This window comes from Candidatus Blochmannia sansabeanus (nom. nud.) (assembly GCF_059935345.1).
The window spans coordinates 64,175-86,074 of record NZ_CP011795.1 but is presented as its reverse complement, the minus strand read 5'-3'; the positions used below and the strand labels follow the sequence as shown (position 1 = coordinate 86,074).

The following is a 21,900-nucleotide window of genomic DNA, read 5'->3' as shown; positions in this document are numbered from 1 at the left end:
TACAGACTTACTTTGCTCGAGAGATATATATCCCTGAACGAGTATTTATTTTAATTAACTCCCCTGATTGAATAAAAAATGGAACTTTAATCACAGCTCCAGTATTTAAAGTAGCCAATTTAGTTTCAGACGATCTAGAGTTATTCTTTTTTATTGAGGTAGTTTTTATGACTTTTAGTTCTATACAATTAGGAGGAGTTATAAGAATTGGTACGTTGTTCCACAGAGTGACTACATAATGTAGTTGGACGGAAATCCATTTAAAGTTATCTCCTATTATTTTTGAGGTAATGACGATCTCTTCAAAATTTTTTTCATCCATAAAATACCAAAATTCATCATCATGATATACATAAATTACACTGACATCATAAAGATCAGCTGATCTTAATAAATCTCCAGATTTGAAAGTCTTTTCTAAGATTTTTCCAGATATTATTTGTTTAAATCGCACACGACTAAAAGATTGTCCTTTACCAGGTTTTATAGATTCAGTGTTGATTATAACACATGGTTCATCATTTTGAATAATCTTAAGCCCAGTTTTAAATTCATTAATGTTATATAAGACCATAAACACAAATTAGTTCTACAATAATAGAATCACCACCGAACTAAACAACCCTAATCTTTATTTAGATTGTATAGATTAGGGTTGTTTAGTTCGGTGGTGATTCTATTATTTTAATGAAAATTACATCATTCCACCCATGTTACCACCAGCTCCTGCATTACCTAAATCTGGTTTATCTTCTTTAGGTAATTCGGTAACCATACACTCAGTAGTAATCATCAAACCTGCAATAGATGCAGCATATTGCAAAGCAGAACGAGTCACTTTAGTAGGATCTAAAATTCCCAACTCGATCATATTACCATATTTTTCAGTAGCAGCGTTATATCCAGTATTTCCTTCACCAGATCGAACATTATTAGCTATTACTGATGGCTCTTCTCCAGCATTAGCCATAATCTGCCGCAACGGAGCTTCCATTGCACGACGAGCTACTTTAATTCCAACATTTTGATCTTCATTATCACCGCATAAATTTCTAATAGCATTTGCCACGCGAATTAAAGCCACACCACCGCCTGCAACTACACCTTCTTCTACAGCAGCACGAGTTGCATGTAATGCATCTTCCACACGCGCCTTCTTTTCCTTCATTTCTACTTCAGTAGCCGCTCCAACTTTAATAACCGCAACACCACCAGCTAATTTAGCAACACGTTCTTGAAGTTTCTCACGATCATAATCAGAAGTAGCTTCATCACGTTGTTGATTAATTTGAGCCACACGGCTATTTATAGCAGACTTATTGCCAACTCCATCAATAATAGTGGTAGCATCCTTAGTAATCACTACACGCTTAGCTTGCCCCATATCCTCCAGTGTCGATTTTTCTAAATCTAATCCAATTTCTTCAGAAATTACAGTTCCTGCAGTTAAGATAGCTATATCTTGCAGCATAGCCTTACGTCGATCACCAAAACCTGGAGCTTTTACAGCAGTTACCTTTACGATACCACGCATATTATTAACTACTAAAGTAGCTAAAGCTTCTCCTTCAACATCTTCAGCAATAATCAGCAATGGTTTTCCTGCTTTTGCGACAGATTCTAATATAGGTAGCATTTCTCTGATATTAGAAATCTTTTTATCTGCTAATAGAATAAAAGGATGCTCTAATTCTACTGTACCGCTTTCAGGTTTATTGACAAAATAAGGAGATAAGTAGCCACGATCAAATTGCATACCTTCAACTACATCTAACTCATCCTGCAAACCAGATCCTTCTTCTACGGTAATCACACCTTCTTTTCCTACTTTATCCATTGCTTGCGCAATAAGCTTACCAACAGTTTCGTCAGAATTTGCAGAAATAGTACCTACTTGAGCGATAGCTTTCGGATCCGAACAAGGAACAGACAATTTTTTTAACTCCTCTACTGCAGCAACCACTGCCTTATCAATTCCACGTTTTAAATCCATAGGATTCATTCCAGCAGCCACAGCTTTTAATCCTTCATTAACTATAGACTGAGCTAACACAGTAGCAGTAGTAGTCCCATCACCTGCGGAATCATTTGCCTTAGAAGCAACCTCTTTTACCATTTGAGCGCCCATATTTTCAAATTTATCTTCTAATTCAATTTCTCGCGCTACAGATACTCCATCCTTAGTTATAACTGGAGCTCCAAAAGATTTATCTAATACTACATTTCTACCCTTAGGGCCAAGAGTAACCTTCACAGCGTCTGCTAACACATTTACGCCGCGTAGCATTTTAACACGAGCATCATTACCAAATTTTACATCTTTAGCTGCCATTTCATTTTCCTTAAAAATTTTTAGTTCAATTAATAAGTTAGTCGCGAATTATTTCTCAACGATAGCAAGGATATCGCTTTCTGACATAATTAATACTTCTTCATTATCAATTTTCTCCACTTTTACACCATACCCGTCATTGAAAATCACGGTATCACCAATACGAACATCTAAAGCTTTTACCTCCCCGTTTTCCAAAACACGGCCATGACCAACAGCCAATACTTCTCCACGCGTAGATTTTCCTGCTGCAGATCCAGTCAACACGATACCTCCTGCAGATTTTGATTCAACCTCTTTACGCTTAACAATTACACGATCATGCAATGGACGAATTTTCATTTAATGCTCCCTAATTATATTATCTAACTATTTGCATACCACATGAACAAATTCTTGTACTATGAACATTAGATGCAAATTTTATTAATATTCACCACTTCAAGACAGTATTAAAATGGGGGCATTCAAGATTGCTTCAAGGGGGGTCAAAAAAATTTTTACATATAAACATCTTTATTCTTATAACTAAACAATCTATCCATCATGAACAGCAATTGATTTTTGTCATAGTTTAGCAGTACATTTACAAATACCATTTAATATGGCAACACAAAACAATACAAACATGATACAATAAAAGATTGCTGTTTACTGAAATAATTGGCCTTTGTTAAAAACAGGGTACAAATATTCTATTGTAAATGTAATATCAATTGATACATAGCTTGATTGTTCAAAGAGAAAACCATGATAATAATCTTGTGTACTACACCAAACGATATGTCTATTGTTTTAAATATCACAAAAACATTACTAAATAATAAACTGGCAGCATGCATAACTTTATTACACGAAGTGCGTTCATTTTATTATTGGGAAACTACCCTCAAAGACCATACTGAATTACAATTATTAATTAAAACACAAAATTCTTTAAAAGATACGGTATTTACAACAATTAAACAGTTACATCCTTATAAAGTTCCAGAATTATTAGTGTTACCTATTATAGATGGAGAACCAAATTACCTATCATGGATGCAATCTATATTGATCTAACGCTAATAGCTTAGATGGTAGAATAAAATTACATAGCAATTCAATTAATCATGCAACAAATCCCAGTGAATATACTTACTCTAAGAATAGATCTCGAGAACCAAATTTTATATTCTAAAATTTTATAAGAATTCTTTTATTTGAAAATTAACAAAAATAAAAATTACTATTCTAAATAATAAAGGTCATACAATGTTCTGATAAAAGCAAAGAACAATATCTATTTATTATGATTTATGCCGTTTAATTTTAATAACGTTACTGATATAAACTAATACAAAATCTAGAGCTATTCATTATTTTAAGATATTCCAGATAATAATTTTTTATTAATAAATAAAATATATTGACGAAATGAATAGAATAAAGATAATACAATCAAATTCTTTTTTATCAATTAACTAGCAATAGTAATCAAAACTAAAAAGCCCGGATAGCTCAGTCGGTAGAGCAGAGGACTGAAGATCCTCGTGTCCTTGGTTCAATTCCAAGTCCGGGCACATCTTAAAAACAACTAATTTATAAATTGAAATATTAAAAAACCGTAGATCTGTATCTGACTTTAATAGAATCTATTATTTTTTAAAATAAAACTAAAATAGAATATATCTATTTTTATATCTTAATGTAAAAATAATAACAATTTCTTATACATGCACAGTATAATAAACTTTTTAAACTATCTATAAATTTATTCACATTATACTGTATCTAAGTAAGATATGTAGGCTACGTTCCTGATCTGACGGTTATTAATAGCTTCTAAAAATTAAATTAATCAATAATATTTAACTTAGATAGTTTCACATTAATTATAAAATAAAGTATTCATAAATACAAATATAGTATAGTAGTACTACCCACTACACATATATGCAGTATATTTATCGCGATTAAATAAATTAATCAAGAACCATTAAAAATTATATGCGCTCATACATATATGGTTAAAAAATAAATAATTAACATTTGTATACTAAAAATAAAACTATATAATTATATCTAATGATAAGTTGAATAGATGAATTACAATTGATTCACTTAATTTTATCTACTATGATCAATCCTAACTGATCACCTAATAATTTACTTTACTATAATATCAAAATCTTATTTTTCCTTTGTAATATTTACTTTTATAAAAATATAATTCAAGCGTTTCCATTTTATAAAATAATTAATTATCTATTACTATAGATAATCATAGATATACTTGTCTTAGTTATTTAAATAGTATAATATCACTGTGGTATAATATTTATTCATCTGTTATATCAAATTCTGTATGTCGTATCAATAATGGATAATTCAATTTAATATATACACTCGTAAACTTGTAATAAACGTTATTTCCTGTAAAATTATTATAATAATTGTATTTAATCATAGTGTATATTAAAATAAAAAATAAAATTTATATAACAATTACCTGAACAATTAACATATATAAAATAGATATTTAATATCACCTTATAATCATTTATTCGACATTAATCATGCAATTAACAGAAACCTTCTCTTTGAGATAAAGAGTGCATATATTATACTGCAAAATGTGATGTTAAATATATATATACACATCCATTAGAATTATAAAATATATGGTTATTATATTGTAATTTAGTTAAATAACTTACATATACACGCATTAAATAAGTAATTAAAATAAAATTTAAGCTTTCTATCTAATAGAAAGAACAATCATATTAGAAATGTAATATATAATAAAAACTTATCGCTAATTTTAAGGTTTATTAATTTAATATAGTAACTATGATAAAATTTGAAACTAAATTAATTACCTCTGGAAGAGACAAACAATATACCTGTGGAGCAGTGAATCCTGTCATTCAACGGGCATCTTCAGTAATATTTGATTCTATTGAACAGAAAAAACGAGCCATTAAAAATGGTTGCACAACAACTGATACATTATTTTACGGTAGATACGGAACTATCACCCATTTTTCCTTACGTCAATCTATGACTGAATTAGAAAATGGTGTTGGTTGTATGTTATATCCATGTGGTACAGCGGCTATCACGCACACAATACTTGCTTTTGTTAAGCCAGGAGACCATATATTGATGACAGGGTCAGCATATGAACCAACCCAAAAATTCTGTCGACATTTTCTAAAAAAAATAAATATACGCACCACTTGGTTTGATCCATTAATTGGGAGTGACATTTGTAATTTTATTCAACATAACACTCGTTTAATTTTATTAGAATCACCAGGATCCATAACTATGGAAGTACAAAATATCCCTGACATTGTTAAAACGGTGCGTGAAAAAAAATCAGATATCGTCATATTATTAGATAATACTTGGTCAGCAGGGGTTTTTTTAAAAGCGCTAAATATAGGAGTTGATATTTCCTTGCAATCTGGTACTAAATATATTACAGGTCATTCTGACGCTATGATAGGAACTGCAGTGTCTAATGCACGTTGCTGGGATCAATTACAAGAACAATCTTATTTGATGGGTCAAATGGTTGACGCTGATACTGCCTATATAGCATCACGTGGATTACGTACTTTATATGTTAGATTAAAACAACATGAAAAAAATGGACTGCATGTTGCTCATTGGTTAACCAAACACCCAGCAGTAAAACGGGTAAATCATCCTGCTTTAGCTACATGTAAGGGACACAAATATTTCATAAGGGATTTTAGCGGATCTAGTGGGTTATTTTCATTTATCTTGAAGAAACGTTTAAATAACTTACAATTATCTAGTTTTATTGATAACCTTAAGCATTTTAAACTTGCATATTCCTGGGGTGGGTTTGAATCTTTGATTTTAGTAAATCAAGTAGAGGAGCTGCGCCACATACGTCCAGCTGGAACATTAGATTTCACGGGAACATTGATTCGAGTACATATAGGACTAGAGCATCCTGATGATTTAATTAATGATTTATCAAATGGTTTTAATCGTATTAATTTGTAAAATAGTACAAATATAAATTTTTTATATTACTATCTATGATAATGGTCACTTACAATGTAAGTTTACACGCTGCCCTGAAACGGGCAACCTTACATATATCATGTGTAAGGTTAACCAAAAAAAATAAAATCAATATAATATCTTTTGAGTGACTCTGAGTATCTCTCCTACCTAAGAGTGCACACTTCTTTGACAGTTATTTTGTACAACGTGATTTTAATGATCGAGTAACCTGTTTTTCAGACGCAATCACCTCTTGATTTAACGCATCAATTTTTGTTTTCATAACTTCATAACAATATTTAGTCATGCCACGTATTTTATTGGGTTCATACTGTTTAGTTTCTATAGGAGGCATAATTTCAATGATTACTAAACCATTAGACCAACGGTTTAATTTTATTTTATTAGAAGTATTAGAAACACAAATGGGTACAATTGGAACTTTAGCAGAAATTGCAGCATGAAAAGCGCCTATTTTAAACGGTAACAATCCCTTTCCAAAACTACGCGTGCCTTCCGGAAATACCCAAATTGAAATATCGCGTGTTCTAATGGATTTAGCTATTTTTATTAAAAAATTATGAGACCGAGAGCTTTGATTCCGATTAATTAATATGTTTCCACACAACCAGTATAATTGCCCAAATAATGGAATCCATAGTAAACTTTTTTTACCGACTATTATTGTACGTGGTTGCACAATACAAGCTACTGTAACCATATCATAATTACTTTGATGGTTGGCAATGTATATACAATTCTTTGGTAATGGATTATTTGAAAAATTTCGTATTTTAACTGTAACACCAAAGATAGGAGCCATGCTTCCAAACAAACGACCAAAAAAATCAGAATGGTATGACTGATGAGGTCTGAATAAACAATAAACGATACCAAACACACAAATAACAATTGATAATATCAAAACTACAATAATACGTGTAATGGCAAGCATATCTGCTCTCTAAAAGTATCACAATATAAACTGTTAATAAAAACACCAAGCTCGTCCATAAGACATAGGGCTCTATTTGAATAAAACAGAAAACATTACTATTTAAGTAAAATACTATTAAATATATGCACAGTTAATGTAACTAAACATGTTATCATTCGTTATATTTAACGATAATTATTTATTTTAAATATATCAAAATATCTCCAAATTCATAAATAAAGCTAGTAACTAGTGGATATATGTTAAGTTACACTGACTCGATAAGTTATTAAATCTGAAATAGTAAGAACTGGCATCATATATTTATTTGCAAATGCAATGACTTCTAATATACGCGCCATACTTCCATCCTTATTTGTTACTTCACACAACACTCCAAATGGTTTTAATCCAGCTAATGAGGTTAAATCTATAGCCGCTTCTGTATGTCCAACACGAGCCAGAACTCCGCCATTTTGAGCGCGTAAAGGAAAAATATGACCAGGACGATTCAAATCGGAAGGTTTTGCATTATCTTCTATAGAAACCTTAATTGTAGCTAACCTATCTGCGGCTGAAACTCCAGTAGTTATACCTTCTGCTGCTTCTATGGTAACAGTAAAAGCAGTACCATAACGATTGCTATTATTTTCCACCATCATTGGTAAATTTAATTGATTACACCGATCTTCTGTCAAACATAAACAAACTATTCCACTACCATAACGGATAGCTAGAGCCATCTGTTCAACTGTCATATTTTCTGCAGCAAAGATCATATCACCTTCATTCTCACGGTTTTCATCATCCATTACTAAAACCCCATGACCATTACGCAATGCTTCTAATGCATTTTGGACACGCTCTATAGGTGTACCAAATTTCGATAAAAAATTCTGCCGACACATGATAATTTGATCCTGATTAATCTCATATGAGACAAGGGAAAAATTGGATATAAACTAAAAGCATGATTCAGTAAAACCCAAATATTGACAAATTAAAATTTATCCCATACATCACCTTTTTTGTTTATGTTTATCGTCATAAATATTAAAAATTATATTAAAACACCATTTTAAAAATCATACTAACAATGCTATACATATTCTATCTATTTGAGATAATGAAAAATGAAATTCGTATATATAATAAATCATCTTAATCCTAAAATTATATCTGATCTATAAGATAAACTAAATACTGTTTCTACAAGAAATATTATCGTTACAACATATACCAAAATACCAGTCACTAAAAAATTAATACTGCAGTAACTAAACACAACTAACAACACTAATTATTATCAATATTGAAAAAACTAAAAATTACTGGCATTTCTGTAAATCTATTTCAAAATTATTCGACATTTTATATATAATTCAAAGAATAAAACTCAATAATTGTCATATTTCTGAATAATTAATATATAAGAAAATTAAAATCGAAAATATAAAAATAAATAAAATCAAAATACACCCGTCCTATCATAGCTATATTTAATTATAAATACCTCCACTTTCTACTGGTACTGTAATTCTTTTTCTTATCTGTTTTATTTTAATACATTTATATTTACATTATATCTGAAAGCTATACATACAATTGCAATATCTATATCTACATTCCTTTCCCTAGCGCATTTACTCTATTTTAAATCCTAAACATTAGGTTAAAAATACACACCATTTGTAATTAATTTATATTATTTTAATTTTTATGTTTAATAGTATTAATAATACTACTACTAGAGTAACCAGTTTCAAAATTTAACACATGTACTTTTCCTCCATTTTTAAATACCTCTTGACTTCCTTCAATATCACAAACGCGATAGTCGCCTCCTTTCACCAAAAGATCTGGAGATAAATTTGAAATTAATCTCGCGGGCGTGTCTTCATAAAAAGGAACTACCCAATCTACTACTGCTAAAGCAGCTAACATAAGCATGCGTTTCTCTAAAGTATTTATAGGCCTTGTTGTACCTTTTAATCTTTTTGTTGAATTATCACTGTTTACAGCTACAATTAATCTATCTCCAAGTTTCTTAGCATTGGTTAAATAACTTACATGACCAGGATGTAATATATCAAATACACCATTAGTCATTACTATTTTTTCACCTTTTTTACGAACTAAAAATATTATCTGTTTTAATGTCTGTTCGTCTAATATACCACAAGGAAAATTGGTGTACGCATGATTATTATTTACGACACTTTTTATTTCATTTAAATTAGTAGTGGAAGTACCAGATTTTTTTATCACCACGCTAGCAGCTAAATTAGCTAAAAAACATGCCGTCTTTAAACTCTTACCTGAAGATAACGCCGCTGATAACACACCAACGACTGTATCTCCAGCGCCAGTTACATCATGTACTTCTTTTGTTTGAGTTGGAAAATGTAACGGAGCTGCATCTCGTGTACATAAAGTCATGCCCTGTTCAGAACGTGTAATTAATAAAGCTGATAAATTATAATCAATTATAATTTCCTGAGCACGATTTATTAAGGTCTTTTCATTACGACAAAATCCTACTATAGATTCAAATTCTGATATATTAGGGGTTAATAACGTAGCACCTTTATAACGAGAAAACTGCATGCCTTTAGGATCTATTATAACTGGTATATTAATATCACGCGCTAACCTAATAATTTCTTCTATACTATTTAAAGAACCTTTAGCATAATCAGATAATACTAATACCTTATATTTAGACAAATAAAATTCAATTTGTTTAAGCAATTTTGTAGTATCAATATTATTGAAATACTGTTCAAAATCTAATCTAATAATTTGTTGATTACGTGACATTACTCGTAATTTAATTATAGTAGGACATGTATGAATCGGAATAAAATTCCATTTTACATTGGATTTATCAAGTTGTTTTCCCAAAATATTAGCCGCTTCATCAACTCCGGTTAATCCTAACAATCTTGGTTGAGCACCTAAAGCAGCAATATTCATTGCAACATTAGCAGCTCCACCTGGTCTATCTATAATTTTGTTAATCTTAACGATTGGAACAGGTGCTTCTGGAGAAATTTTATCGGTAGACCCATACCAATATCGGTCTAACATAACATCTCCTACAATTAATACACTAGATTTAGAAAAATTTGGAAAAATGACAGTCATAATTTACTTAAATACACCCTATTTACATAAATAAAAAATGATTTATTATTCTATGTTAAGTTAATAAAAACAATAACACATTAAATTATTTAGTAAATAATTTAAATCTAGAATATAAATAATTCTTGGTTTTGGTACAATATTATGTTTAAATGAAAATGCAGTTTGTGTCTTCCAAAAACTTATAAATCAAAACTTTATATTACAAGACATATATTAATGCTCTTATATTTAAAATTATTTACACTAGTTACAACGTAATATATATCAACTACTTTTCTTATTGTTATTGTTAAAATAGTTACTTGATTAATTTCTTATGCAAGATGATTAATAACAACAAAACTCACTGTATTTTACATTAAAAAATTATAGCATATGAAATAATTTTGTTTTTTAATTATTCAGTATTATATAGACATATGTGTAATTTATATATCTCCTATATTAAAAAATAAATCATTTAATTAAAAATTATGTAATGGAAAAATATTTAGTAGGCGGTGCTGTACGAGATAGATTGCTAAAACTACCAATTAAAGAAAAAGATTGGGTGGTAGTAGGATCTAGCCCTCAAGAAATGTTAAATAATGGTTATGAGCAAGTTGGAAAAAATTTTCCAGTATTCTTGCATCCAGAAAATCATGAAGAATATGCATTAGCACGTACTGAACGAAAATCTGGTCAAGGCTATACTGGTTTTACTTGTCATACAGATCCTTCCGTGACTATTGAAGAAGATCTATATCGCAGAGATTTAACCATTAATGCTATGGCTTATGATACACACGGCAATCTTGTAGATCCGTATCATGGACAACGAGATATAAAATTACGATTGTTACGACATGTTTCTCATACATTTAATGAAGATCCTCTACGAGTATTAAGAGTTGCTCGATTTGCTGCTCGATTCGCGTATATGAATTTTACTATAGCCCCAGAAACGCTAACATTAATGAAACAAATGACTGATGAATTGTTATTTCTATCCCCAGAACGTGTATGGATTGAAACAAAGAAAGCTTTAATTACAAATAGTCCACAAATATATTTTATAGTTTTGCGTCATTGTGGAGCATTAAAAATCTTGTTTCCTGAACTCGATACATTATTTAATATACCTACTTCAGTGCAACAGAGTATACCAATAAATACAGGAAATCTTACCATGATGATGCTTACTAAGACTGCTTGTTTAACAGATGATATCAATGTGCGCTTTTCTATTTTATGTCATAACTTAGGAAAACCAATTCTTCTTAATAATAAAAAAAAATGTATTAAATATCATGATTACAGAAAATTAGGAATTCCTTTAATTAACAATTTATGTGATAGATTAAAAATACCACACGGAATTCGTAATTTTGCAAAAATTGTTTCCGAATATTATGATTATTTGCATAATATCGAGACATTAACACCTAAAATGCTAATGATATTATTTGATGTTTTTGATTGTTGGAGACGTCCTAAAAGATTGGAACAAATTATTTTAGTTAGTCAATCTAATACATTAGGATATATGAATTATAACAATTATTTATATAACCGAAAAATTATTTTGCATACAGCTTTTTCTATTACTAAAAAAATTTCCATTACAGATATTATTGAAGACGGATTTACCGGAATTAATATAGGGAAAGAATTATATTCCAGACAATTACATGCTTTAAAGATTTGGAAAAATAAAAAAGAATAATATTTAAATAAAAAAATTTTAAAACTATAAATAATAAAATATTTAATTACTTAGAGTATATAAGTCCAAGTAAAAATCAACTATTATATATAACATCTGCTTTTGTCGGAACCAAATTTACCTAAAAATTTTCATATAAATTTAAGATTATTATACATGTAACGATAGTTTTGTGATAGAACTTTCAAAAGTTGCATTACTCCACTCTTTAATTCCTATGCAGTCATGAATAACTATTTGAAAACATCAATTTTTTATTATGTTATTAATCCCCAGTAAATACCTCCAGCCAACAAAAATCGATATATAGCAAAAGGAATTAAAGAAACATTTTGGACTATTTTTAAGAAATATCTTACAGTAAATAAAGCTACAACAAACGCCACTATACTACTGCCAATTAATAATAAAACATCCATTACACTAATAGAAGATCCACAATGATATAAAGTCAGTACCACAGAGCCAGATATAATAGGAACTGCTAAAAAAAATGAAAATTCTGACGATATACGTCTATCTAATCCAACTAATAATCCTCCTCCGATAGTAGCTCCAGCACGAGAAAATCCTGGCCAAAACGCTAAACATTGAAAACATCCAATTAAAAAAGACTGCACATAAGTTATATTATCAATATCTGATACACGCGGTCCTTTAAGCAAACACAATTCTCCAATTAATAAAAATACTCCGCCAATTATTAATCCGTACATAATATATGTTAATTCAAAAATCAATCTAATTTCTTCATAAAAAATTAATCCTAATACCACGCCGGGGAACGTCCCTAATAATATATGTCGAATACATAAATGACGATTATTATAATGTTGCTTAACAAATGTTTTTTTTATACAAATTATACCCATACTATATAATCTATTCCAAAACATTATTGTTATAGATAAAATTGCACCTAGCTGAATAATCACAGTAAAAGTTTTTGTCGAATCATCCGCATAATGAAAAATACTCTCCACTAACATCATATGGCTTGTTGAAGAGATAGGAAGAAATTCTGTTAAACCCTCTACTACTCCTAGAATCAGTGAAGTAATTAATCTACGTATGTCTAACATGAATAATCCAAGATAAGCAACATGGTTATAACATTTGATCTAATATAAATAATTGAAACATAAACTATCACATTGTTTTTAGGATATAAAATATAATTTCATTTATTTAAAAAGTTATTTGATTGAAAATAAATATACATGTTCTTTCTTAAAAACTAATCTTATTTTAAATATTCAAGAAATATTCACTTTTCGTTCGATACATATACCAACATTAGCAGCACCACGAATTGCTCCGGGTTTACTTACTTTTACACGAATCCAATAAATGCAAAACTTTTTTACTAACATGTTAACTATTAAATTAGCAACATCTTCTATTAAACAGAAATGTTTTTTGCTAACTAAATCAACTATTGTTTGACTTACACGAGTATAATCTACATAAGATACTATACTTGTTTCACTTAAAAAAACTGCGGTATTATATGATAACTGCACATCAAAAATTAATTTTTGTAAATATTTTTTTTCCCAACCATATATGCCTATATATGCCATTACTGTTAGTTGCTCTATAAATAGAATGTTCATTTATATGTTATGATATTTAATTTATGTAAATAAATCATTTATTAAAATGATACTAACGATTTAAAAATATACTATATATTAAATCTACATAATAATCCCCCATGGTACATCAAAAAGAATAACTTATGACTTTTATTTCTATTTTAATAATAATATTAGCTTATTTGTTAGGATCAGTATCTAGCGCTATTTTAATATGTAAAATATTAAATATTCCAGATCCAAGATATTTTGGTTCTAAAAATCCTGGTGCTACTAATATTTTTCGTATTGCAGGTTATAAAATTGCAGTTTTTGTAATATTATTCGACGTATTAAAAGGCGCAATTCCAATATGGTTAAGTTATTACCTGAAAATTTCATCTGATTTTTTAGGGACTATAGCTATTTTTTCGTGCTTAGGACATATGTATCCCATATTTTTTAAATTTTTTGGAGGAAAAGGAGTAGCTACTTCATTTGGGGCGCTGACTGCAATAAATATTAATTTTTCTGTTATCATGATGAGTACTTGGTCATTAACTGTATTATCTTTTGGATATTCCTCATTAGGTGCTGTTGTGACTGCATTAATTGTGCCTTGCTATACTTGGTATTTTCAACCACAATATCTATTCTCAACAATAATAATATCTTCTCTAGTCTTAATCAAGCATATTGTCAATATTAGACGACTATGGAATCGTCAAGAAAAACGTATTTGGCGTAATTAATACAAAATACTACTAAATAATAATTATGATAATTGTTTTACTTTTGGAAGGGATTCTAAAGACCATCTCGGTCTTACCAAAATTGGTAAATCACTAAATAAACCAGCTTTAAGTCTAATAAATCCAGCATAAGCAACCATTGCTCCATTATCTGTACAAAATTCTGGACGAGGATAAAATAATGTCCCTTTTAAGATATTCATCATTTTTGAAAAATACAATCTCAATACATGATTAGCACTAACACCTCCAGATACTACTAAACATTTTAACTCAGTTTGATCTAACGCACGACGACATTTTATTGCTAATGTTTCAATGATCGCATCTTCAAATGCACGTGCAATATCAGCATGAGTTTGAGCGTCATGAGCACTTGACATGATAGTATTTACCACAGAAGTTTTTAATCCAGAAAAACTAAGATTTAATCCTGGTCGATCAATCATAGGACGAGGAAATATATAACGACCCACAGTACCCTGTCGAGCCATTTGTGACAACAAAGCGCCACCAGGATATTTTAATCCTAATAATATAGCAATTTTATCAAATACTTCCCCAACGGCATCATCAATAGATTCTCCTAATATTTTATATTCTCCTATATTATTTGCTAATATAAGTTGAGTATGCCCTCCAGATACTAACAATGCTACAAACGGAAATGTAGGAGCTATTTTTTCTAACATTGGTGCTAATAAATGAGCTTCCATATGATGAATACCAATAGCAGGTATTTTACAAGCATAAGCAAGTGTTCTAGCAAAAGTAGCGCCAACTAATAAAGCTCCTATCAAGCCAGGCCCAGCAGTATACGCTACTCCATTGATATCTTTGAGTTTTAAATACACTTGCCTTAATGTAGACAAAACTAAAGGAACTATTTTTCGTACATGGTCACGAGCAGCTAATTCAGGTACAACTCCTCCATAATCAGCATGTAAGGCATCTTGACTATATACTTTATTAGCTAATAATCCTCGATGTTGATCATAAATTGCTACGCTGGTTTCATCACATGAAGTTTCAATTCCTAAAACTCGCATATACATTTTCCATATTTAATGAATAATTATAAAATACTTCACATTAGTTTTATATTTCATGTCATAATATTTAATGTTATATTACAAAATAGTAAAAATATAGTTATTCCAATCATATTGCAATTATAATCTTCAATAAGAAGATCAAAAATAAATAATAACAATAATAATAGAGAAAATATATGCCAATAATTAAAGTACGTGAAAATGAATCATTCGATGTAGCGCTACGCCGTTTTAAAAGATCTTGTGAAAAATCCGGAATTTTATCTGAGGTACGTCGCAGAGAATTTTATGAGAAACCAACTACAGAACGCAAACGAGCAAAAGCATCAGCAATTAAACGTCATACAAAAAAATTAGCCCGAGAAAACTTACGACGTGTCCGATTATACTAAATAATTTTAACTTATATAATTTTCAATGTATAAAAAATAAATAAAAATATTTTTATGATGAATAAAACTAGGTCACAAACATTTAATCGTAACTAATAATGATGTTAGTGTTATTTATTATTCAATAACACAAACTAAGGAGATATAATTACCCGTATTCCAAATACAGTAATTAATGAATTGATATCACGTACTGATATTATTGATTTAATTGGTCGACGCATATCTTTAAAAAAACAAGGAAAAAATTTTCTAGCTCATTGTCCATTTCATATCGAAAACCACCCATCATTTACTGTTAATATCGAGAAACAATTTTATTATTGTTTTAGTTGTGGATCACATGGGAATGTAATAGATTTTTTGATGAATTATGACCGACTTACATTTATTGAATCTATCAAAGAACTATCAGTTATAAATGGAATACCATTGGAACTGAATGTAGATATTTTACAAAAAAATAATCGTCAAAAAAATAATCTATATCAGTTAATGGATAAATTAAGTAAGTACTATCAAAATATATTGATTCAAAAAAAATATTTATACGCTTACAAATATTTGAAAAATCGTGGATTAAACACTAAAACTATTGCCGATTTCAACATTGGATTTGCTCCGCCTGGATGGAATAACATAACACAAACATTTAATCTTACATCATATGATCAAGCGCTACTTGATCAATCAGGTATGTTAATTAGTAATAACAGAAAATATAAATATGATCGATTTCGTAATCGTCTTATGTTTCCTATACGAGACATAACAGGGAGAATCGTAGCATTTGGAGGACGTGTTATCACACATAAAAAAACGCCTAAATATTTAAATTCACCAGATACTGAAATTTTTAAAAAAAATCAACATTTGTATGGTTTATATGAAGCGCGCATACAATGTAAGAACCCCTCTTACATACTTTTAGTAGAAGGTTATATAGACGTTATTACGTTGACACAATTTGGAATCAATTATGTAGTAGCTTCTTTAGGAACCACTACTGCTAATCACATTCGATTATTATACAATATTACTAATCAAATTATTTGTTGTTATGATGGGGATCATGCGGGTAAAAAAGCTGCTTGGCGTACATTAAATATCGCTTTACCATATCTTACTGATGATCGACAAATAAATTTTATATTTTTACCTCATGGAGAAGACCCAGATACATTAATACGTAAAATAGGAAAAGATAACTTTTTAAAAACATTCACTCAAACACAGGATTTATCAAATTTTCTATTTACAACACTATCACAAAAAATAAATTTACAAACACTGGCGGGTCGGGTTAAATTAAGCAACCTAATATTACCTATGCTTAATAAAATTCCTGGAAAAACTTTAAAATTATGTTTACTACAACAATTAGGCAATAAAATAGGAATTTTAGACGAAAATAAATTAAACCAATTACTTATAAACAAACCTATTTTATCATCTGCTAACAAAACAAAAAAATATTATACAAGTTACAGCGTAGAACACATATTAATAGGACTATTAATACAAAATCCACAACTTGCTAAATTAGTACCAAGCATACAAGGATTAAAGCAATTTAAAAAAGACGATATCATGATATTTATTGATTTGGTTCAAACATGCAAGATATATCCAACATCAACTACTGCGCAATTGTTGGAGTACTACCGCGAGAATAAATTTTTTTTAAAACTTGAAACACTAGCATATTGGAACCACTTGATTACAAATGATATGATAGAAACTACTTTTATTGACGCACTAACTAAATTATATACTTTAACTCTTGAACAACGTCAAGAGATGCTTATTGCTCGTGATCGAGTATCTGGATTAACGATACAAGAACGTCAAGAATTGTGGTTATTAACTCAAACATTATCAAAACGTTAATATAAAATTATAAACTTTTTAGGTTTAATATTACTAATGAAAATAATCATAAAAATACCTCCTGAATAAATTATTATTAATAGTTTTATTTACATATCATCGATAGATGGTCGTGCCACTATCTATTAAACTTTTAAATATTACTGCAAACGTGGGAGTCTTTTTATGGAACATAACCCACAATCACAATTTAAGTTACTCGTCACACTTGGGAAGGAACAAGGATATTTAACTTTTTCTGAAGTCAACGATCATTTACCAGAAGACATTGTAGATCCTGGTCAAATCGAAAATATAATCCAAATGATGAATGATATGGGTATTCAAGTCATGGAGGAAGCTCCTAATTCCGATGAGTTTTTGTTAATTGAACACACTGGTTCTACTAATGACGAGGAAGACGTAACAGAAGCAGCTGTGCAGGCGTTAGCTAATGTTGACTCAGAACTATTAGGAAGAACAACTGATCCAGTACGAATGTATATGCGAGAAATGGGTACTGTAGAATTATTAACACGAGAAGGCGAAATAGATATTGCTAAAAGAATTGAAGATGGAATAAATCAAGTTCAATGCTCAGTTGCTGAATACCCAGAAGCAATCACTTATCTTTTAGATCAATATAAACGCGTGGAAACTGGCGAAACACGTCTTTCAGATTTAATTACAGGTTTCGTAGATCCTAATGCAGATGAAAATATATCGGAACATATAAATATAACTCATAATATAACTTCTGAGACTATTTCTGAAACAATATCTGACGACGATGAAGCAGAAAATAATGATGAAAATAATATTGATCCAGACATAGCTCGTAAGAAATTTATAGCTCTGCGCGATCAATATGAAATAACACGAAAATCAATAAAATGTAATGGACGAAATCATGCTCAATCATCAAAAGAAATCTTAAAGCTTTCCGAAGTATTTAAGCAATTTAGATTAGTTCCAAAACAATTTGATAATTTAGTTAGTAATATGCGCTCTATGATGGAACGAGTACGCATACAAGAACGCTTGATTATGAAATTATGTGTTGAAATTAGTAAAATGCCTAAGAAAAATTTCATAGAATTATTTTCAGGAAATGAAACTAATAAAGCTTGGTTTAACAAAGCTTTATCTATGCACAACACGTCATGGTCAAAAACGTTACATAAAGTTGATGAAGATGTACAACATAGTTTATCCAAACTACACCAAATTGAAAAAGAAACAGGACTAACAATAGAACAAGTAAAAGATATTAATCGTCGTATGTCTATTGGAGAAGCTAAGGCACGAAGAGCTAAAAAAGAAATGGTTGAGGCTAATCTGCGCTTAGTTATATCTATTGCCAAAAAATATACAAATAGAGGACTGCAATTTTTAGATTTAATACAAGAAGGTAATATTGGTTTGATGAAAGCTGTAGATAAATTTGAGTATCGTCGTGGTTATAAATTTTCTACTTACGCCACTTGGTGGATTCGCCAAGCAATTACTAGATCGATAGCGGACCAAGCACGTACTATTAGAATTCCAGTTCATATGATAGAAACTATTAACAAACTTAACAGAGTGTCTAGGCAAATGCTACAAGAAATAGGACATGAGCCAACGCCAGAAGAATTAGCAGAACGTATGTTTATGTCAGAAGATAAAATTAGAAAAGTATTAAAAATTGCGAAAGAACCTATCTCCATGGAAACTCCTATAGGAGATGATGAAGATTCTCATCTTGGTGATTTTATTGAAGATACAAATCTTGATTTACCTTTAGATTCAGCAACTTCAGATAATTTACGTACTGCTACCCATGATGTACTCTCTGGATTAACTCCAAGAGAAGCCAAAGTACTACGTATGCGATTCGGCATTGATATGAATACTGATCATACTTTAGAAGAAGTAGGAAAGCAATTTGATGTAACTCGAGAACGCATCCGTCAAATAGAAGCAAAAGCTTTAAGAAAATTACGTCATCCTAGCCGCTCTGAAATATTGCGCAGCTTTTTAGATGATTAAATAAATATAAAAATCATAATTACCAATTTAATATAATTATGATATCACATGTTAATTTACAATATGCACATTTAATATAAAAATATCAAATATAACAATCTTTTTTAAAATCATATAAAATATACTATATACACTACGACGGTTACAATACCAATAAATGAAAAATCACACAGGAGAATAAAAATAAAACTTAATAAAATTATATAATTCCATTATAATGGTTTTGAATACTAAATTAAGTTTTTACATATTTTAATTTTATTTTAAGCAATTTAGTTGAAATTGCTATTGAATAATTAAGATGACAATAAAGGCCCCTTAGCTCAGATTGGTTAGAGCAGGCGACTCATAATCGTTTGGTCGCTGGTTCGAATCCAGCAGGGGCCACAATTTATTTTTATAAAAAAGCAATTTTTACTATTATCTCGAAAAAATTTTACAAGGTATTTTTGACAGAAATCACGAACTGATGATATTTCAGCCGTTATTCAGATAAAAATTTACTATATTATTTATCATAATATATAGAAAAATTCCGATCGTTCTAAAAAAACACCTAAACCAATAAGTATGAATACCCATACAAATGAACTAATCCAATTAAATAATTGGAAACGAAAAAAACTTAATCCAGATACTCCTGCAATAGTAGGTAATACTGTTCGTATAAATACTATAAAACGACCAATAAAAAGAGCAGATAACCATCCATGTTTATGGATCATACGATTTGCTCTTTGATAAGATTTATTGGGTATAAAAGATAACCAACGTTTTACAGTTTTATTATTTTCTAAAAATCTACCTTGTAAATAACTCATCCAACTACCTAAACCTGCTGCTACAGTTAAAATCCCTAAAGTTGCAGTAAAATTCAAAATACCTTTTGCAATCAATACTCCTAATATAATTAATAGACTATCTCCAGGCAAAAAAAATGCCGGAAGAATAGCATTCTCTAAAAAAAGAATAATAAATACTAACGAATAAATAGCTAATACCAATCTTAAGTTGGGAAATAATGTAAGATTATTTTGCCATATTATATTTAGTAATTCTTTTAAAATATCCATGACTCACTTAATTGCATACGTATAAAATGTACAACTACTTTTAAAATAAATATATATTTCCATACATCTTTATTTTATTTACATTGCTTTTCAATCAATAAAAGATGCAAATATACTACTCTTCTAAAACTTCTATATAATACCACTAACAACTAGTTAAACATTAACATTTATTCGCTCAATCACTATAATTATAAACACTGAAATACTTTTATAAAATTTTCATATGAGATATATTAATGCAATGATATATCAATTAGTATTAGATAATATAATTATATATTTTAATTCGTACTATTTTGTCTACTTTATTTATTAATGGCATTAAAAACTCATTTAATAATATAGTAATAAAAGATTATTTCAATACGTCACACAATATACACAATCTAACATTGAAGCATCAAATAAAATTTTTATTATCTGCCATAAATAGTGTATATTTTGTAATGAATTACTAAAAGAAATATCACTAACTGTAAAACCAAACACGTAATACAAATGATTACAATGACTTCTGATTTTGTTCTTGGTTTATGTGTTTTAATAAAGAGCTAGCCGTTAAGCCGGGTTCTGTCTTGAACAATCATTCATCTACGCTAGCACTCACATGCTAGCTTAAGCAGCTTACCCGAGTTCAGTACGGACCATACTATAGAACTTCTATTCAGCCTTGCTCCGAGTGGAGTTTACATGATACGAACTGTTGCCAATCCGTATGGTGTGCTCTTACCACGCCTTTTCACCCTTACCTATAATTATTCATTACAAAAATAATTATTGGCGGTTTTCTTTCTGTTGCACTTGTCGTAGATTCACATCTCCCAGGTATTACCTGGCACCCTGTCCTGTGGAGCCCGGACTTTCCTCTCCTTCGTTTGTAATTATATCAATTTTATCTTTATTACTTACTACAAATACAAAGAAGCAGCGACTGTTTGGCTAACTCCCTGGAATATTATAATCATTATTTTAAACAGTGTCATCAATCAATTAAT

General features: G+C 29.6%; 17 protein-coding genes, 2 tRNA genes and 1 other RNA gene. 9 read left to right on the top strand and 11 right to left on the bottom strand.

Annotated elements, in window-relative coordinates; genetic code table 11:
* Positions 1–7 precede the first annotated feature (7 nt).
* The 3 genes from efp to Bsans602_RS00355 form a co-directional block, all read right to left on the bottom strand.
* Complete coding sequence (efp, locus tag Bsans602_RS00365) at positions 8–574, bottom strand: elongation factor P (protein ID WP_500837145.1); 567 nt, start codon at positions 572–574, stop codon at positions 8–10.
* Between the two features lie 120 nt (positions 575–694).
* The gene (gene groL, locus Bsans602_RS00360) at positions 695–2,332 is read right to left on the bottom strand and encodes a chaperonin GroEL (protein ID WP_500837144.1); all 1,638 of its coding nucleotides are present in this window, start codon (positions 2,330–2,332) and stop codon (positions 695–697) included.
* 48 nt (positions 2,333–2,380) lie between these two features.
* A complete protein-coding gene (locus Bsans602_RS00355) occupies positions 2,381–2,674 on the bottom strand; it encodes a co-chaperone GroES (RefSeq protein ID WP_250232595.1) in 294 nt (97 codons plus the stop codon).
* A gap of 408 nt (positions 2,675–3,082) precedes the next feature.
* On the opposite strand from Bsans602_RS00355, the gene cutA reads away from it, so the two are divergent.
* The 3 genes from cutA to metC all read left to right on the top strand — a co-directional run bounded on the left by cutA (position 3,083) and on the right by metC (position 6,358).
* A complete protein-coding gene (gene cutA, locus Bsans602_RS00350) occupies positions 3,083–3,394 on the top strand; it encodes a divalent-cation tolerance protein CutA (protein ID WP_500837143.1) in 312 nt (103 codons plus the stop codon).
* A 427-nt stretch (positions 3,395–3,821) separates the two neighbouring features.
* Positions 3,822–3,894 (top strand) — tRNA-Phe (locus Bsans602_RS00345).
* Positions 3,895–5,167: 1,273 nt separating this feature from the next.
* A complete protein-coding gene (gene metC / locus Bsans602_RS00340) occupies positions 5,168–6,358 on the top strand; it encodes a cystathionine beta-lyase (protein WP_500837142.1) in 1,191 nt (396 codons plus the stop codon).
* A 196-nt stretch (positions 6,359–6,554) separates the two neighbouring features.
* Here the strand turns inward: metC and Bsans602_RS00335 are convergent, their stop codons facing one another.
* The 3 genes from Bsans602_RS00335 to hldE all read right to left on the bottom strand — a co-directional run bounded on the left by Bsans602_RS00335 (position 6,555) and on the right by hldE (position 10,445).
* Complete coding sequence (locus Bsans602_RS00335) at positions 6,555–7,316, bottom strand: 1-acylglycerol-3-phosphate O-acyltransferase (RefSeq protein ID WP_500837141.1); 762 nt, start codon at positions 7,314–7,316, stop codon at positions 6,555–6,557.
* 245 nt (positions 7,317–7,561) lie between these two features.
* Positions 7,562–8,206: a 3,4-dihydroxy-2-butanone-4-phosphate synthase gene (ribB, locus tag Bsans602_RS00330; protein ID WP_500837140.1), complete on the bottom strand. Its 645-nt coding sequence runs from the start codon at positions 8,204–8,206 to the stop codon at positions 7,562–7,564.
* Positions 8,207–9,008: 802 nt separating this feature from the next.
* Positions 9,009–10,445 (bottom strand): bifunctional D-glycero-beta-D-manno-heptose-7-phosphate kinase/D-glycero-beta-D-manno-heptose 1-phosphate adenylyltransferase HldE, encoded by a 1,437-nt coding sequence (gene hldE / locus Bsans602_RS00325; protein ID WP_500837139.1) that lies wholly within the window; start codon positions 10,443–10,445, stop codon positions 9,009–9,011.
* A gap of 481 nt (positions 10,446–10,926) precedes the next feature.
* Between hldE and Bsans602_RS00320 the strand changes: the two genes are divergently transcribed.
* Entirely contained in the window at positions 10,927–12,153 is a 1,227-nt protein-coding gene (locus Bsans602_RS00320; protein ID WP_500837138.1) for a tRNA CCA-pyrophosphorylase, read from the top strand.
* A 257-nt stretch (positions 12,154–12,410) separates the two neighbouring features.
* Here Bsans602_RS00320 and uppP read toward each other — a convergent pair whose 3' ends face one another.
* Positions 12,411–13,235, bottom strand: a complete 825-nt coding sequence (gene uppP, locus Bsans602_RS00315) for an undecaprenyl-diphosphatase UppP (protein ID WP_500837137.1) — start codon at positions 13,233–13,235, stop codon at positions 12,411–12,413.
* A 174-nt stretch (positions 13,236–13,409) separates the two neighbouring features.
* The gene (gene folB / locus Bsans602_RS00310) at positions 13,410–13,769 is read right to left on the bottom strand and encodes a dihydroneopterin aldolase (RefSeq protein ID WP_500837136.1); all 360 of its coding nucleotides are present in this window, start codon (positions 13,767–13,769) and stop codon (positions 13,410–13,412) included.
* Positions 13,770–13,894: 125 nt separating this feature from the next.
* On the opposite strand from folB, the gene plsY reads away from it, so the two are divergent.
* The gene (plsY, locus tag Bsans602_RS00305; RefSeq protein ID WP_500837135.1) at positions 13,895–14,482 is read left to right on the top strand and encodes a glycerol-3-phosphate 1-O-acyltransferase PlsY; all 588 of its coding nucleotides are present in this window, start codon (positions 13,895–13,897) and stop codon (positions 14,480–14,482) included.
* Between the two features lie 23 nt (positions 14,483–14,505).
* On the opposite strand, the gene tsaD is transcribed toward plsY, so the two are convergent.
* Positions 14,506–15,531, bottom strand: a complete 1,026-nt coding sequence (gene tsaD, locus Bsans602_RS00300; RefSeq protein WP_500837134.1) for a tRNA (adenosine(37)-N6)-threonylcarbamoyltransferase complex transferase subunit TsaD — start codon at positions 15,529–15,531, stop codon at positions 14,506–14,508.
* Positions 15,532–15,713: 182 nt separating this feature from the next.
* Here tsaD and rpsU point away from each other — a divergent pair, with 182 nt between their 5' ends.
* The 4 genes from rpsU to Bsans602_RS00280 all read left to right on the top strand — a co-directional run bounded on the left by rpsU (position 15,714) and on the right by Bsans602_RS00280 (position 20,216).
* A complete protein-coding gene (rpsU, locus tag Bsans602_RS00295; RefSeq protein ID WP_250236286.1) occupies positions 15,714–15,929 on the top strand; it encodes a 30S ribosomal protein S21 in 216 nt (71 codons plus the stop codon).
* A 144-nt stretch (positions 15,930–16,073) separates the two neighbouring features.
* Positions 16,074–17,819 carry a DNA primase gene (gene dnaG / locus Bsans602_RS00290; RefSeq protein ID WP_500837371.1) on the top strand — a complete coding sequence of 582 codons (1,746 nt, stop codon included), beginning with the start codon at positions 16,074–16,076 and terminating at the stop codon, positions 17,817–17,819.
* Between the two features lie 165 nt (positions 17,820–17,984).
* Complete coding sequence (gene rpoD / locus Bsans602_RS00285; RefSeq protein WP_500837133.1) at positions 17,985–19,829, top strand: RNA polymerase sigma factor RpoD; 1,845 nt, start codon at positions 17,985–17,987, stop codon at positions 19,827–19,829.
* A gap of 312 nt (positions 19,830–20,141) precedes the next feature.
* Positions 20,142–20,216, top strand: a tRNA-Ile gene (locus Bsans602_RS00280).
* A 128-nt stretch (positions 20,217–20,344) separates the two neighbouring features.
* On the opposite strand, the gene Bsans602_RS00275 is transcribed toward Bsans602_RS00280, so the two are convergent.
* Entirely contained in the window at positions 20,345–20,902 is a 558-nt protein-coding gene (locus Bsans602_RS00275) for a DedA family protein (RefSeq protein WP_500837132.1), read from the bottom strand.
* 546 nt (positions 20,903–21,448) lie between these two features.
* An RNA gene (gene rnpB / locus Bsans602_RS00270) (RNase P RNA component class A) lies at positions 21,449–21,852 on the bottom strand.
* Between the last annotated feature and the right edge of the window lie 48 nt (positions 21,853–21,900).